Genomic DNA, 15,366 nt, shown 5'->3' with positions numbered 1-15,366 from the left:
GACGCACGGCCGGCTATCGAACTTGGATCTCCAAGGCCTGGAAGGTGTCGTCGTCGGCGTTCCGGCCAATGAGGAGTTGGAAAGCGCCGGGTTCGAACTTCCAGCCGCCGTCGTAGTGGCCGAATGCCCGCGCGGGGATGCGCACTTCCACGCTGTCAGTACCGCCGGGGGCGAGGTGTGTTCCCGCAAAGCCTGCCAGCCAGCGCACCGGGCGTTCGACGTCGGACTCCCTGCGGGCCAGATAGACCTGCACGGTTTCGCGGCCGGTGCGGGACCCGGTGTTCTTCACGGGGACGTGCACCAGGACGTCCTGTCCGGCGGGAACTGACGCGGGAGCGTGCGGCCGGCCTAGATCGAAGGTGGTGTAGCCGAGTCCGAAGCCGAACGGGAAAGCGGGGGTGGCGCCGCCTTCGTCCTGCTGCTTGAGCCAGGCCCGGTAGCCCACATGAATTCCCTCCGAGTAGACCACTTTGCCGTCCACGGGCGTCGTGCTGAGCACCGGGACGTCCTCCAGGGTGGCTGGCCACGTGGTGGGCAGACGTCCGCCGGGTTCCTCCTTGCCGAGCAGGATGTCTGCGATGGCGGTGCCGAATTCTTGTCCGCCGAACCAGCCGAGCAGGACGGCACCGACGTTGTCGAGCCAGGGCATGAGGACGGGCGCGCCGGAATTGACCACGACCACGGTGCGGGGGTTGACTGCGGCCACGGCCTCCACCAGCTTGTTCTGGTAACCGGGAAGGTCCAGGTCCTTGCGATCAAAGCCCTCGGATTCGATCGCGGAGTTGGTGCCGACCACCACCACAGCGACGTCGGCGGTGCGCGCAGCTTCGACGGCTTCGGCTATTTCCGCCTGCGGGTCCTCCACCACGGCTTCGACGCCGAAGGTGAACACGCTGAACGGAATGGGGCCGTCGCCCTCAAGCTGGTAGTTGACCTCCACGCGGATCTTCTGCCCGGCCGTGGCCTGCACGGGTGTGCTGAACGACGGCGGGAAGAAGAGAGCGGCGCCGAGCACTTCGGTCTCGTCGACCAGTTCGTCGTCGAAGCGCACATCCCCGTCGATAGCGAGGGAGATGCGCCCGACGGTCGCGACGCCCAGATGGTGGGTGCCTGTTGTGGGTGCGCTCCAGTCGGTGAGCGTCCGGACACTGGCGGCACCGTCAGGGATGCCGATGCCGAACCAGATCAGCTGGGAGGCGAAGCGGTCCTCGGAGGAGATCTCGGTGCCGTCCTTGTCGAAGAAAGTGAGGAGGACACCGTCCCCGCCGCTGACGGGATTCGTCATCTCTCCGCGACGGAAGGGCTGGATACCTTCGGCCACCTTGGCGCCGCGCGCGTAGCTGACCGCGACGTCCGCTGGCAATGCTTTCCGGAGCCCTTCCAGCGGCGAGACTGTGTATCTGGGCATGACTGTGGCGCTGCCGCCGCCTTGGATCCGGGCCTCATCGGCGTTGTGCCCGATCACGGCCACGCTCTTGAGGGCCTTGGCATCCAAGGGGAGGAGGCCGCCCTCGTTGCGGAGCAGCACGGCGCCTCTTACTGCTACCTCCCGGGCGACGGCGCCGCCGTCGAGCCGTGCCGGCAGTTGGGTGACGGCTGGCTCGAAGCCTCGGAGGGACCCGACGCGGGCGGCGAGGCGCAGGATGCGGATGACTTTTTCAAGGATCTTGCCGCGGCTGACCCGTCCGTCCTGGACGGCGGCCAGCAGATTGTCGCCCCAATGGCCCACGGGTCCCGGCATCTCCAGGTCCTGGTGCGCGTTGGCGGCCTCTATCGAACGCACGCCGGTCCAGTCGGAAACCACGACACCGTCGAAGCCCCATTCGGTGGACAAGGGGTTTTCCAGGAGCTTGTTCTCGCTGGCGGTGGTGCCATTGATCGAGTTGTAGGAGCTCATGACCAGCCAGGCCCGGGCTTCGGTAATGGCGTCTTCGAAGGCGGCAAGGTACAGCTCGCGCAGGGCTCGCTCGTCCACTACGGAGTCTGCGGTGAAGCGGTCGGTTTCGGAGTCATTGGCCACGTAGTGCTTTGGTGTGGCGCCGACGCCCATGGACTGCACGCCCGAAACGTAACCGGCGGCCAGGGTGGCTGTCAGCCGCGGATCTTCGCTCATGCATTCGAAGTGGCGTCCCCCCAGTGGTGAGCGGTGCAGGTTGATAGTAGGGCCGAGGACGACGTTGACGTTCTTGCGTCGCGCTTCCTGGCCCAGCACCTGACCGTACCGATGGGCCAGTTCCACGCTCCAGGATGCAGAGAGCGCGGACGAGGACGGCAGAGAGATGGAGTCGTGGCGCTCGTCGAAGTCCTCACCCCGCACTCCGGAGGGACCGTCCGACAGTACGACGCGCTTCAGCCCGATCTCCGGGATGGCGTGGGTGGACCAGACATCCGCGCCGGTAAGCAGTCGGACCTGCTGCTGGAGGCTAAGACTCTCCGCCAGTTCACGGAGGCGGCTCTCATCGAGATTGTCGGGAGATTGCATCGTAATGATGCCGATGGGACCCGTAGAGGAGGCCTTGAGGGAAGAGGACTCGGCGCCTAGCGAAATGGGCTGGCGCGTGTTGGGTGCGGGCATTTGGCTCATCGGAAATTCCTTATGTTTAGGGGTTCAAAAAATACTGGCTTGTGGGTTGTCTGGTTTAGCGGAGGGGGCCGGCGCCTCCGGTTCAGGCATGTACGGGTACAGATACGGCGACATCGGCACTGGGCCTGTAGCCAAGCCGCCATGCCTTGAACCACACGGTCTCGGAGGCGGTGACGGTAACCGGTGCGGTGTACAGATGCCAGCTACGGCCGTCGTCTGCCGGAACGCCGATGGCTCTGTCCATAAGGCCGGATTCGCGAACCGGACCGGGAGCGTCTGTGGTCCAGCCGATGGAGGATCCGGGGGTTAGGCAGCACGCCACCAGGCCCTTTGGCGTCGGGACAACTTGGGGGGCAGCCGTGGATGGAACCTTCCCCGCGGGACGCCAGCCTTCGATGAGCTCGTCTTCTGCCAGCAGCCCCAGGTCCCCGTAGCGCTCCTGCCACTGGCCCAGTACCTCGCGCATCCGGACGATCACGGGGGCATGGCCCGGATCCTTGGCGAGGTTGCGCGTTTCGTGGGGATCTGCGGTGAGGTCATACAGTTCCTCTTCCGCCTTGAATGCCGCGACGAGCGTTCGCTGCAGTTTCGTGAACTGGCTGCGCTTCTCTCCGCAAGCCAGCTGCCTGGCTTCTTCTGAGGCAAGGCGCCGGAATTCGGCCCAGGTTGCCAGGTTGTCGGGGTAGTCAGTGTGCTGCATGGGGGAGCGGTCCGGGTGGTAATGGCGTGTGTAACGGAACCTCTTGTCCCGAACGGTCCTTGTTGTGTCCTCTGCTTCATCCATCCGGTCCCGGCCGCCGTAAACATATTTGTTGGGGTTGTCGATGAAGCTGCCGTCGCTGGTGAGGAGGGGTGTGCCGTGCATGTGGGGCGGGACAGGCAGGCCACATGCTTGGAGCATGGTTGGCGCGAGGTCCATGGTGTGCACGAGGTCCGTGCGGACTGTACCCGGCTCGATCATCCCTGGCCAGCGGATCAGCAGAGGTTCGCGTAACCCGGCCTCGGTGGCCCACCGCTTTGCCCGCGGCATGCCGCGTCCGTGGTCGCTCCAAAAGACGACGATGGTATTTTCGGCCAGCCCGTCTTCCTCCAGCTGGTCCAGGATGGTGCCGACCCAGTGGTCCATCTCGGTGATCAGGTCTGCGTACCTCGCCCAGGACCGTCGAAAAACGGGTGTGTCGGGGTAGTACGGGGGCAGCGGAGCCGCTGCCAGGTAATGCCGATCGGTGTCGGCAACGTGCTCCGTTTCCCGCGCGAAAGCGTCATCGTCCAGGTAGATCCGTGATTCATGCGTAGTCATGCCGTGGAACGCGGCAAAGAACGGGGTACTTGGGTCCGGCCTCTTTCGCCAGTGAGCCGTGGGGCTTAGCTCGTCGAACACCACGGACGGAACGTCCACCTGGAAATCGGTGAAGACATTGTTGGTGCAGTAGTACCCCTGCTGCCGGAAGTACTCAGGCAGCAGGTGCACCTCCGGAGGTGGCACCGCCTTCGTGCGCATGTGCATGGTGCCGATCGCCGTTGGAAAACAGCCCGTATAGATTGCAGACCGGGCGGGAGCGCAGACAGGGGCTGATGCGAAGGCCAGATCAAATCGGGCCCCCTCCTGTGCCAACCGGTCCAGGTTGGGAGTCACCGCGTACTCAGCCCCCGGCCACACCCCGGAATAGCATCCCAGATCCGGATTGATGTCATGGGTGGAAATCCACAGGACGTTCGGCTGCTTCATCTTTTCCTTGGGTCGCTCGGATGGTTCGACTGCACGTGGTCATGGCGCTGCTTCACATTTCGGGTTAATCGAAGGCGATCAGGGAATCCGCCGCGTCCACTTGATCCTGGAAGAGTCCGTGGAGGGGGTCCCCGGTGCTTGCCATCCAGTCCGCCATGCTGGTTCTTGCGGCAGCCAGGACCGGGGCAAGGCCGGGATTTCCGGACAGGTTGTTAAGGCAGGCGGGGTCCGCCTTGAGGTCGTAAAGTTCCTCCCGGCTGCGGTGCAGGTAGAAGTCCACACGGTCCCGTATCTGCGGGTTTTCTTCGGCCGCTGCCAGCATCGCGGGCCACGTCAGTCCCCACATGTTTTCCGCGCGGTAAGGGGTTCCGCCGTCCGCCCATGCGTTCCAGATGTAGCCGTGCTGTCCATCCTGGACGCAGCGCATCTCGAACCGTTGCTTCGCGGAGGTTTCGTGGAACACGGTGAAGACCCGTTCCCGGCCGTCCTCCCTGTTTCCGCGAAGCAGGGGCATGAGGCTGCGGCCGTCCAGCCCTTCAGGTGCCGTAACGCCGGCAGCGTCGCAGAATGTGGGAAAGAGGTCGAGGATGTTGACGAAGGAGCCTTCGTCGCTGCTGCCTGGGGTGGTTACTCCTGGCCAGCGAACGATGAGCGGGGTCAGGGTACTGCGCAGGTAGCAGTTCGCCTTTGCGAAGGGGAAGGCCATGCCGTTATCGGAAAGGAAGAGGACCAGGGTTTCCTCTGCGGTGCCGCTGCGTTCCAGGGCTGCAAGGACCTCTCCGACGACATCGTCACACCGACGCGAGGAGCTCAGGTACTGGGCGTACTCCTCCCTGACCCCGGGCAGATCGGGGAGGAAGTCCGGGACTGTGACCTCGTCCGGCTCGAAGATCCTGGACGGCTCGGGGTAACGCGCGCGTTCTTCCTCGGTCCACGTTTGCCGTTCGTTCTCGCTGCCGTGGAATGGGCGGTGGGGGTCGTGCGCGTTGGCCATGAGGAACCAGGGGCGTCCCTGTCTTCCCGCGGCCTTGATGAACTCTTCGGCGCGGCTCCCGTAGGCTGCCGGGTTGCGGCCCAGTCCGAGTCGCCGCATATTCACGGCTGTGTCCCAGCCGAAGCGCTGAAGGGGCTGGAGGTGCTCAACCTTGCCCAAGATCCCAGTGACGTAGCCTGTGTCTTTCAGGAGGTCGTTGATGACTCCAATGCCGTCCTTGATGGGTTCGAAGCCCTCGGCGCCATTGCGATGCGGCCATAGGCCGGTCATCAGCGACGACCTGCTGGGTTGGCAAACAGCCGCCGGAACATGGCCGCGGCGGAAGACCATGCCCTCCGCTGCAAGCCGGTCAAGGTTGGGCGTTGCGTCACCGGGGCCGCCGAACGAGCCGGGGGTGTTCCCGTCCATGTCGTCAGCGGTGATCAGCAAAATATTCGTCATGCCTTCCTTAAGCCCCCTGTGCGGCCAGGAGCCGGCGACGTTCTTCGCGCCGTTCGGCCTGGGCTACGGGGTCAGCGATTGGTGCGGCGAAGAAGAGTCTCTGGGTGTAGGGGTGGTGGGGGCGGCTGGTGACTTGATCGCCGTCGCCGAATTCCACGATTTCTCCCCGGTACATGACGGCCACGCGGTGGCTGATGTGCCGGACGACTTCAAGGTCGTGGGAGACGAAGAGGTAGGCCACGTTGGTCTGTTCCTGGATGTCTTTGAACAGTTCCAGGACACGGGCCTGGGTGGAGAGGTCCAGGGCTGAGACGGGCTCGTCGCAGACGATGAGCTGCGGCTTCAGCGCCAGCGCGCGGGCGATGGCGATGCGCTGGCGCTGGCCTCCGGAGAATTCGCGGGGGAGGCGGTTTCCGGAATCGGCCGGGAGGCGGACCATTTCGAAGAGGTCCTTGATCCTCTTCCAGGACTCCGCGCGGGGGACCTTGCGGACGGTCAGGGGCTCGGAAAGGATCTGCTCCACGGTCAGTGAAGGATTCAGGGACGTGTAGGGGTCCTGGAACACAACCTGGATGTCGCTGGCAAGGCGGCGCCGATCTGCGCGGCTGGCGTGGGAGATGTCCTCGCCCCGAAATATCACCTTGCCTTTGGTCACGGGTGCCAAGCCCAGGACTGCCCGGCCCAGGGTGGTTTTCCCTGAGCCGGATTCGCCTACGAGGCCCACGCATTCCCCGGCCTGCACGTCGAGGGAGACGTCGTGCAGTGCGCGGAAGGGCTTGGCCCGGAACCCGTGGCCGGGATACTCAACTGTGACGTTCTGGATGTCCAGCAGAGGTGTGCTCATTGGACTGCTCCCTTCTGGTTGGAGGCGGACCGGGTGGAGACGGGTTGGCCGGGGGCGCCAGCCGTTACCAGTGGGCCGCGGGGTTCGGCCTCGCTGAGGATCGCGCCAAGCAGTTCTTGAGTGTACGGGTGGCGGGGGTCGGCGAAGATCGAGCGGGTGGGCCCGGTTTCCACGATCCTGCCCAGACGCATGACTGAGACGCGGTCGCAGAGGTCAGCGACCACGCCGAAGTTGTGCGTGACCAGGATGACGGCCATCTGGAACTCGGACTGAAGATCGCGCAGCAAGTCCAGGACTTCGGCCTGCACGGTGACATCCAGGGCGGTGGTAGGTTCGTCGGCGATAAGCAGGTCGGGGTTGCAGGAGATCGCCCCGGCGATCAGCACACGCTGGGCCATGCCGCCGGAGACTTCGTGCGGGTAGGCGGCGAACGTGCGCTCGGGGTTGGGGATGCCGACCCTGGCGAGCAGGGCGAGGGCGCGTTCCCTGGCTTCCCTGGCGGAGATTTTCAGGCAGATGCGCATGGGCTCGACCAGTTGGCTGCCGATGGTGAAGGCGGGGTCCAGGTTGGACATCGGTTCCTGCGGGATGTAGGCGATTTTGCGTCCGCGGAGCTTTTCCATTTCCTGTTCGGACAAGGTAGCGAGGTCCTTGCCTTGAAAATGGATGGAGCCGCCGACGATTTTTCCGCCTTCGGGCAGGAGCCGCAGTATTGACCAGGCAGTCTGCGTTTTGCCTGAGCCCGATTCGCCGACCAGTCCATGGACTTCGCCGCGGCGGACAGTGAGGGAGACGTCGTTGACGACGCGTTTGATACCGCCGTCGGGTGTGGGGTAGCCGACCGAAAGGTGGGAGACGTCCAGGACGATCTCGCCTTCAGGTTCGCGCTCGTCGTGGCGGACGATGTCCTCCGCGGCAGCCTCGGGTTGGGGTTTGGTGGGCTTGCGGCGGTTCTGCTTGCGTGGGCCCGTGGAGCGTTCGAGCTCATCGCGGAGGCTGTTGGCGAGCAGGGTCAGCGCGATGAGGGTCAGGCCGATGGCCAGGGCGGGCCAGAGGATAAGGGTTGGGGCCGTGTAGAGGTTCGTGAACCCGTCGCTGAGCATCGCGCCCCAGGTGGGGACCTTGATGTCGCCCAGGCCCAGGAACTCCAGTCCGGACTGGACCGCCAGGGCTATGCCGCCGACGATGGCTGACTGGATCACGATCGGTGCACGGACGACGGTGAGGACGTGCCGGGCGATGATGCGCGAGTCGCTGAGACCGGACACGCGTGCGGCGTCCACGTAGAGTTCGTTCCGCACTGCGCTGACGGAGGCGTACACGAGTCGGAAGAACGCGGGGGAGAGCATGATGCCGAAGATCAGCATCGCGGCCCACAGGGAAGGGCCGACGACGGCGCGCGCGGCGAGCAGGACGATGATGTTCGGCAGGGCCATCAGCAGGGAAATGACCCAGGTCCAGCCTGTGTCGATCCACTTGCCGAAGTAGCCGGCCAGCAGTCCGCCTGTCACGCCGATCACTAGTGCCGTCGCCAAGGCCACAAGTGCGCCGGCGAGGCTGAACTGGGCGCCGTAGAGGAGCCGGGAGAGCACGTCACGGCCGGCACCGTCGGTGCCCAAGGGGTTCTCTCCACCGGCGGGGGAAAGAACGTTGGAGATCACGGAGGTGTTCGGATCGTGCGGGGCGAGGAACTGCGCGAAGGCGGCGCAGAATACAGCGACGGCCAGGAAAGTCAGTGAACCGAGTGCCATGGGGTTGCGCAGGATCCTGCGGAATAGCGATACCTTGGCCGTTTCCTGGGGGGCGGTGACGATCTGGGGGTCGGTGGAGTGTGCGAGGTTGGTCATGAGAGACGCACTTTCGGGTTGAGCCAGCCTTGGGCGAGGTCGACCAGGAGGTTGAAGACGATGACGATGATGCCGGTCGCTACCAGCAGGCCCATGACCAGCGGGATGTCGCCCTGGGTGGTGGCCTGGACCGCTACCTGGCCGAGGCCCGGGATCGCGAAGACCTGCTCCACGATCACGGCGCCGCCCATGAGGCCGACGAAGTAGACGGCCAGGACTGCCAGGGCGGGTCCCGCGGCGTTGCGGAGCACGTGCTTGAGGATGACCCGGCGGGCGGGGATTCCTCGGCTGCGCAATGTGCGGACGTAGTCATTGCGGAGGGCATCAATTACTGAGCCGCGGACCTGTTGGGTTATCGCCGCGATGCCACCAAGGGCCAGCGCGACGACGGGCAGGGTAACTGTCTTGGCCCAGCCCGAGGGGGAGGTCGTGAACTGGACGTAACCTGTCGGATCGAACCAGCCCAGTGTCAGTGCAAACAGTAGGACGAGGGCAACGGCAAACAGGAAGTTCGGGATTGCGAATCCAAGCAGTGCGATGACTTGGGCCACGCGGTCTATCCACTCGCGTTTGGTGGCGGCCAGGACGCCCAGCGTCACGGAGATGATGGCGATGAGCACCACGGCGCCGGTGACCAGCGACAAGGTGACGGCGAGGCGGGACAGGATTGCAGCGGCAACGGGCTGCCCACTGAACCACGAGGCTCCGAGGTCTCCGCCGAGGGCGTTGACCACCCAGTCGCCGTACTGTGCGAAAACAGGGCGGTCCAGTCCCAGTTCCTGTGCTTTTAGAGCGACGGTCTGTTCGTCGGCGTTCTCGCCGAGGATCTTCCGGGCGATATCGCCGCCGCCTAGATAGAGGAGGGTGAACCCGAGGGTGGTGATGGCCGCCAGCAACACTAGGCCTGTCAGCAACCTTCTCACGATGAACGTAATCATGATGATCTCTCAAATAGTTGGATTCTTCGGAGGGGATCCAATGGGTCCCCTCCGAAGCCGTGGCCTAGGCCTTGGGGGTGATGTTCCAGAGGTTCGGCCAGGCGTTGCCTGCGTTGAGTTCGACGTTGGTGCCGGCGTTGGTTACGAAGTACAGAGTCTGTGAGTACCAAGGTGCAAACCAAGCCTGATCAACGATGTAGGTGTTAAGTTCCTTTAGTGCCTTGTCCCTCGCATCGCCTTCAGCGGTGCGGATCGTTTCGATGAGCTCGTCGACTTTCGGATCCTGATATTTGAAGGTGTTCCATGTCGCCGTGGGGGAGAGCATGTTGCTGATTAGCTGCCATTCGTTGGCGTCGCGCTGCAGAGTGAAGTAGGAGAGACCGAATTTCTGGCCCTGCAGGTCAGCGATCAGGTTCTGGCCGACGTCTACCAAGTTGACCTTGATCCCCACGTCTCCGAGTTGCTGCTGCAGTAGGGGCCACAGCTGCTTGGGAAACGCTGAGCTTGTCGGGACCGTCAGTTCCACGCCGTTCGGGTAGCCCGCCTCTTTCACGAGCTCGCGGGCCTTCGCGGGGTCGTAGTTGTACCTATCATTGAGTTTCTCGTCATAGGCATGCGATTCCTCGCGGAATACTTGCCGGGTCGATTCGGCGCGGCCCAAGGCGACAACCTTCATCATGGCGTCTGTGTCGACCGCATAGTTGATCGCCTGGCGCACCTTGATATTGCCCAGGGCCGGGTTGGTCTTCCCTGCGCGGTCAAACAGGAGGAGGCCGGCGAAGTTAAGATTCTGCCCGTTCAACTTGAAGCCGGCACCCTCAACCTGGGGGAGGATGCTGTTGTCGCCCACAGCGGCAGCGTCGAGCTGTTTGCCTCTAAGTGCGTTCAGTAGGGAGGTTGCGTCGTTGTAGACGTTGATCGTCAGTCGGTCGTACTTGACTGAGCCGGCATCCCAGTACTTCGGATTCTTTTCGAACTTATAGGACGTGCCGACGACGGTGTCGCTGGTCTTCAGCACGTAGGGTCCGGAGCCCACGGGATTAGTTTTGACGTCCGGCTTGTCAAAGGCCGCCGGACTTTCCTGCATGCCTGCCGCCTGAGCGAGGTAGATAAGGAAGGCAGGGTTTGCCTGCTTGAGCTTGATCTCCAGAGTCGTCTTATCTTTGGCCGTCGCGTCCGCCAGGTCCAGAATCTTACTCCGCTGTGGAGAGGTACCGTCACGGAAGCGAAGGAGGTTCTGCGCTGCCACCTCGGCGGTGAAGGGTGTTCCGTCGGTGAAGGTGACATCGTCACGCAGCTTCACCGTCAGCACGGTCTTGTCCGCGTTGTAGTCCCACTTGGTAGCCAGATGAGGTTCAACGTCTTTTCCATTGGGGGAGGGCTTGAGCAGGCTGTCGTATACCGCCTGGAAGTAGATGGACTGGTTTCCCCAGTTCAGGTTCCGGGCCTCGAAGGTGGCGGGAGCCAGAACGTTGCCAAGGGTGAGGCTCTTCGACGTCTGGCCTTGGGTGTCGGATCCGGCGCTGGCGCAGCCGGTCAGCGCGAGGCCGGCGGCGAGGGCCGCTGCCAGGCCTGCTTTGGTGAAACGCATCATTACGTCCTTTCAGCTGTGGAGGCATGCGATGCTTCGATGCACGCTGCCTGCTGCTCCACGACGAACAGTTACCTAGAGAATGGCACGTTGTGATGTGAAGCACAAGACCCTTCTATAAAACTAGATACATAGTCGTGGGCTGAAAGGTCTTTATAAACTCTGTCAAACGCTGTTCCACTAGTGCTATAACTGTTACATGCCACAACGCGGAGCCCGCAGGATGTTGGACTCGCTGGCACCGCCTAGAAACAGGACAGGATAAAAGATCGATGAAGATCATCTATGTGGATGTTGATTCCCTTCGCCCCGACCACACCGGACCGTACGGATACGACCGGAAGATCACGCCCAATCTGGACGAGATGGCTCAGAAGAGCGTCATGTTCGACCGGTACTACTGCTCGGATTCGCCGTGCCTGCCATCCCGCACCGCACTCACCAGCGGGCAACATGGCATCTCCAACGGCGTCATTGGCCACTTTGGCGATGACGCCCGGTTCCGTCTCGACGCCGGCCATGCTCCCCATCCGGGGCGCCCCCTACTGGGCCAGGCGCTCAACGCGGCCGGCTATTCGTGCGCCGCGGTTTCGTCCTTCGCCGAACGGCACAGGGCCTACTACTTCATGGGAAACTTCCGGGAAAACGTCCAAGTCACTCCTGACATGGGGGATGAGCCCGCGGATATGATCACCGATGCCGCCGTCGACTGGATCCAGCGTCACCGCGATGTGGAGAACTGGTACCTGCACGTGACCTACTGGGATCCCCACACGGATTACCTGCAGGATGAATCCTGGACTGCGAAGGCAGCGGCCTCCGGACCGGCACCAGCCTGGCCCGATCAGGAGGCGATTGACGCCCATGCCGAGGTCTACGGCGCCCGCAGCGCCTTGGACCTGCATTACTCCGGAGGCCCACGTAAGTCTCGGGTTCCGCATAACATGCCCGACGAAATTCGCACTCGCGCAGATTTCGAGCATCTGATCAACGGCTACGACGGCGCCATCCACTTCTGGGATTCGGAGTTCGGCAGGCTTCGCCGGTCGATAGAGGAGATGGGCCTGTCGGACGAAGTGGCCATTGTGGTCTCCTCAGACCATGGTGAGTCCTTTGGCGAACTCGGCCTGTATGCAGAACACGGACTGGCCTCTGAACCGGTGCATCGCCTCCCGATGATCGTTCACTGGCCGGGACTTACCGATCAGCCAGGAGTCGCCGCTACGCACAACGACGCGCTGCTGTACAACATCGACTACGCATCGACCATCCTTGACTTGCTTGGTGTAGAGCAGCCCGAAAAGTGGCAGGGCCAGTCCTACGCGGCGGCCGTCCGCGGCGGAGACATTAAGTCCCGGCCGTATCTGGTCTGGGGCCACGGAGCCCACACCTACCAGCGGGCGGTCCGGACACGGGACCACCTCTACATCCGTACTTACCACCCCGGCTGCTTCCGTGCTGAACTGGAGTCTCTTTTCAATGTCACTGAGGATCCGTACCTGACACATAACCTCATCGACATCGAGCCGGACCTGGCAACACAAATGCGCTCCAACCTCTTCGAATGGCTGAGCTTCTATGCGGGGACTCCCGGCGCCCTCCCGGACCCGATGCAGGGTGCCCTCCAGGCGGGCCCGACGCTGTACAACCAGCCTGATGAGTACATGGAGCACCTGCGGAATACTGGCCGGGCCCATCTTGCGGAGGACCTCCAGGCGAGACTGAACCCGAATAACGGCGCAACCCACACCTCCTGGCATGCACAGGTGCCGGTGTCGGATAACGACCGGGCCGCCATGCGCAAGCGATACGAGAAGTTGATGAGCACAAGTGACCCGAGCTAGCGATATCCTCCTCAGAGGCGCTCCTACACCGCGCCTCAAGGAGGGAAAAGTGTCACTGGGTCGGCTGGAAATCATCCTGCTGGGGCTGCTGTCCACAGGTGACCGCACGGGCTATGACGTGTGGAAATGGCTCGAGGAACATGGCCCCTTCGTCGGGTACACAGCCAAAACCTCCCAGATCTACCGACAGCTCGGCAAGCTCGTGGAATGGGGATGGGCCACGCCCTTCCCGGACCCCCGCAGTTCAGGGCCGGATGCGAAGCTATACAAAATCACCGCTGACGGGCTGGCGGCACTCCAGGAATGGGTAGAGTCCCCCTACGTTCCCTCGCCACGTCCGCTGGACCCGGACTTCCAGGTACGACTTCGCTTCGCCGGAAGTGGAGGACCGGAGAAGGCCCTCGAACTTGTCCGGATCGAGCTCGCCTATCGAAAAGAACGCGAAGCGAACATTGATCGGACCTTCGACGAGGTCCTGGTCAGGGCAGACGCCAGCCCCGAAGAACGGCAGTGGCATCTTGAGTGGTTCCTCATGCAGAATGAACGCGGCCACTACATGGTGTCCAACCTCATCGCCTGGCTCGAATCAACGGAGCGGCGACTCCAAATGACAATCGAGAAGAAGACCACGGGAAAATGAGGATCCTGAAATGAAGGTCATTGTCGTCCTTTTCGACACACTCAACCGGAAATACCTGCCAAATTATGGATGCGATTGGACTCACCTGCCCAATTTCGAGCGGCTTGCACGTGAGACTGCCACATTCGACAACTGCTATGGGGGGAGCATGCCGTGCATGCCTGCACGCCGTGAACTCCACACCGGCAGGTACAACTTCCTCCATCGCTCCTGGGGTCCATTAGAGCCCTTCGACGACTCAACCCCGGAGATCCTTCGTGACCACGGCGTATACACGCATTTGGTCACAGACCACCAACACTATTGGGAAGACGGCGGTGCCACTTACCACAACCGGTTCAGGTCGTTCGAGTTCTTCCGAGGGCAGGAAGGGGATCGTTGGAAGGGAGTGGTGGCAGACCCACAAATTCCGGAATCGGTTAGTTGGCGCGACAACGATGCCTGGCGACATGACTGGGTCAACCGGCAGTACCTGACACAAGTCGAGGATCATCCCCAGACCCTGACAGTCAATGCCGGGCTGGAGTTCATCCAGACGAACAGCTCGGCTGACAACTGGATGTTGCAGATCGAGTGTTTCGACCCGCACGAACCGTTCCTCAGTTATTCCGAACACAAACAGCACTACCTCCATGACTACGAAGGCCCCCATTTTGATTGGCCGGATTACCGTCGCGTGACCGAAAACGATTCCGCGATTCATCACGCGCGACGTGAATACGCGGCCCTAATGACGATGTGTGATGCATCGCTAGGCAGGATCCTTGACTCGATGGACCAGCACGGCTTGTGGGATGACACAATGCTCATCGTCATGACCGACCACGGGCTCCTTCTCGGTGAGCATGGCTGGTGGGGAAAGAACATTCAACCCTGGTATGAGGAGAATATCCACACGCCGCTCTTCATCTGGGATCCCCGCAGCCGGGTCAGAGATGAACGACGGGCAACGCTGGTGCAGACGATCGATATCGCACCCACCTTGCTTGGGTTCTTTGACGCACGCGCTCCAGTGGACATGCAGGGGCATGATCTGGCGGATACCATCAAAGCTGATGTCAGCGTCCGGGAAGCAGGCTTGTTCGGCAGCTATGGCGGCCACGTCAATGTAACCGACGGCCGTTTCGTCTACATGCGCACCTGTGCCGAACCGGACAATCGGCCCCTCCTTGAATTCACCTTGATGCCTACGCACATGAACGCCCGCTTCGCACCTGAGGAGCTTCGAACCGCCCGGCTGGCGCCGCCATTCAGCTTCACTAAGGGCACTCCCGTCCTGGAACTTCCTGGCCAGGCCGTGGGCAGTCCATACTCTTACGGCTGCCTTCTCTTCGACGTCCAGGCCGACCCCGAGCAGCTTCACCCAATGATCGATGATGAAATTGAGTTGCGTATGATCAATCTGCTCGTGGTCCAGATGCGGCTCAACGAGGCACCGGCCTCACAGTTCGAGCGGCTGGGGCTTCCCTTTGATGCTCCGGTTGATGAGACGCATCTTCAAATCCGAGAGGCTTGGCCAAGGGTAGCGGAACCCCCCCGATTTCCGGACGACCCTGGGACTTTCGCCTCGGCCTCAGCAGGCGTCCTCACCCCAGTCCGTGAGCTTCTCAGCAACGATGCAACCCGGTCCGTTCTCCTCAAACGTTTCCCGTTCGTCGCGACGCCCGTCTTCGTCAAGCGGAACGGAAGTATGTCACCGTGGCAGCTTGCCGTGATGCTTCCCAGCATCACCAACACCGATCTCAGGAGCCTTCACGAGGACCTCATTCAGGTCGGGTTCCAGAGCAGCTCCGTGAGGCAAGCCGAGGACCGGCACTCTCACAACGCAGCCCTCGGGAGAAAACTGTGAATATTCGCAGGGGTACCGACGGCCAGACGGCCGGAAACTGCTGTTCGGCAGCACGGCCTTCCGGT

At 62.6% G+C, this 15,366-nt stretch carries 10 protein-coding genes; 3 read left to right on the top strand and 7 right to left on the bottom strand.

Annotated features, from left to right (window positions below; genetic code table 11):
- Positions 1 to 13: 13 nt before the first annotated feature.
- The 7 genes from J7E82_RS08790 to J7E82_RS08760 all read right to left on the bottom strand — a co-directional run bounded on the left by J7E82_RS08790 (position 14) and on the right by J7E82_RS08760 (position 10,968).
- Positions 14 to 2,482, bottom strand: coding sequence for a beta-glucosidase (locus J7E82_RS08790; protein ID WP_214862272.1), 2,469 nt, complete (start codon positions 2,480 to 2,482; stop codon positions 14 to 16).
- 184 nt (positions 2,483 to 2,666) lie between these two features.
- Positions 2,667 to 4,313 (bottom strand): sulfatase, encoded by a 1,647-nt coding sequence (locus J7E82_RS08785; protein WP_214862229.1) that lies wholly within the window; start codon positions 4,311 to 4,313, stop codon positions 2,667 to 2,669.
- 64 nt (positions 4,314 to 4,377) lie between these two features.
- Positions 4,378 to 5,748, bottom strand: a complete 1,371-nt coding sequence (locus tag J7E82_RS08780; RefSeq protein WP_214862228.1) for a sulfatase — start codon at positions 5,746 to 5,748, stop codon at positions 4,378 to 4,380.
- 7 nt (positions 5,749 to 5,755) lie between these two features.
- The gene (locus J7E82_RS08775) at positions 5,756 to 6,592 is read right to left on the bottom strand and encodes an ATP-binding cassette domain-containing protein (RefSeq protein ID WP_214862227.1); all 837 of its coding nucleotides are present in this window, start codon (positions 6,590 to 6,592) and stop codon (positions 5,756 to 5,758) included.
- Positions 6,589 to 8,439, bottom strand: a complete 1,851-nt coding sequence (locus tag J7E82_RS08770; protein ID WP_214862226.1) for a dipeptide/oligopeptide/nickel ABC transporter permease/ATP-binding protein — start codon at positions 8,437 to 8,439, stop codon at positions 6,589 to 6,591. Before J7E82_RS08770 ends, J7E82_RS08775 begins: the two co-directional genes overlap by 4 nt.
- Positions 8,436 to 9,377 (bottom strand): ABC transporter permease, encoded by a 942-nt coding sequence (locus J7E82_RS08765; RefSeq protein WP_214862225.1) that lies wholly within the window; start codon positions 9,375 to 9,377, stop codon positions 8,436 to 8,438. Before J7E82_RS08765 ends, J7E82_RS08770 begins: the two co-directional genes overlap by 4 nt.
- Positions 9,378 to 9,441: 64 nt before the next feature.
- Positions 9,442 to 10,968, bottom strand: coding sequence for an ABC transporter substrate-binding protein (locus J7E82_RS08760; protein ID WP_251041630.1), 1,527 nt, complete (start codon positions 10,966 to 10,968; stop codon positions 9,442 to 9,444).
- A 272-nt stretch (positions 10,969 to 11,240) separates the two neighbouring features.
- Between J7E82_RS08760 and J7E82_RS08755 the strand changes: the two genes are divergently transcribed.
- From J7E82_RS08755 to J7E82_RS08745, 3 genes are read left to right on the top strand one after another with little or no spacing between them, the layout of a single operon-like run.
- Positions 11,241 to 12,812: a sulfatase gene (locus tag J7E82_RS08755; RefSeq protein ID WP_214862223.1), complete on the top strand. Its 1,572-nt coding sequence runs from the start codon at positions 11,241 to 11,243 to the stop codon at positions 12,810 to 12,812.
- A 49-nt stretch (positions 12,813 to 12,861) separates the two neighbouring features.
- A complete protein-coding gene (locus J7E82_RS08750) occupies positions 12,862 to 13,452 on the top strand; it encodes a PadR family transcriptional regulator (protein ID WP_214862222.1) in 591 nt (196 codons plus the stop codon).
- 10 nt (positions 13,453 to 13,462) lie between these two features.
- Positions 13,463 to 15,301, top strand: a complete 1,839-nt coding sequence (locus J7E82_RS08745) for a sulfatase (protein ID WP_214862221.1) — start codon at positions 13,463 to 13,465, stop codon at positions 15,299 to 15,301.
- Positions 15,302 to 15,366 lie beyond the last annotated feature (65 nt).

This window comes from Arthrobacter sp. ISL-30 (assembly GCF_018613855.1).
Lineage (GTDB): Bacteria > Actinomycetota > Actinomycetes > Actinomycetales > Micrococcaceae > Arthrobacter.
Note: the sequence above shows the minus strand (reverse complement) of the source record. Positions and strands in the feature narration are given on the sequence as shown.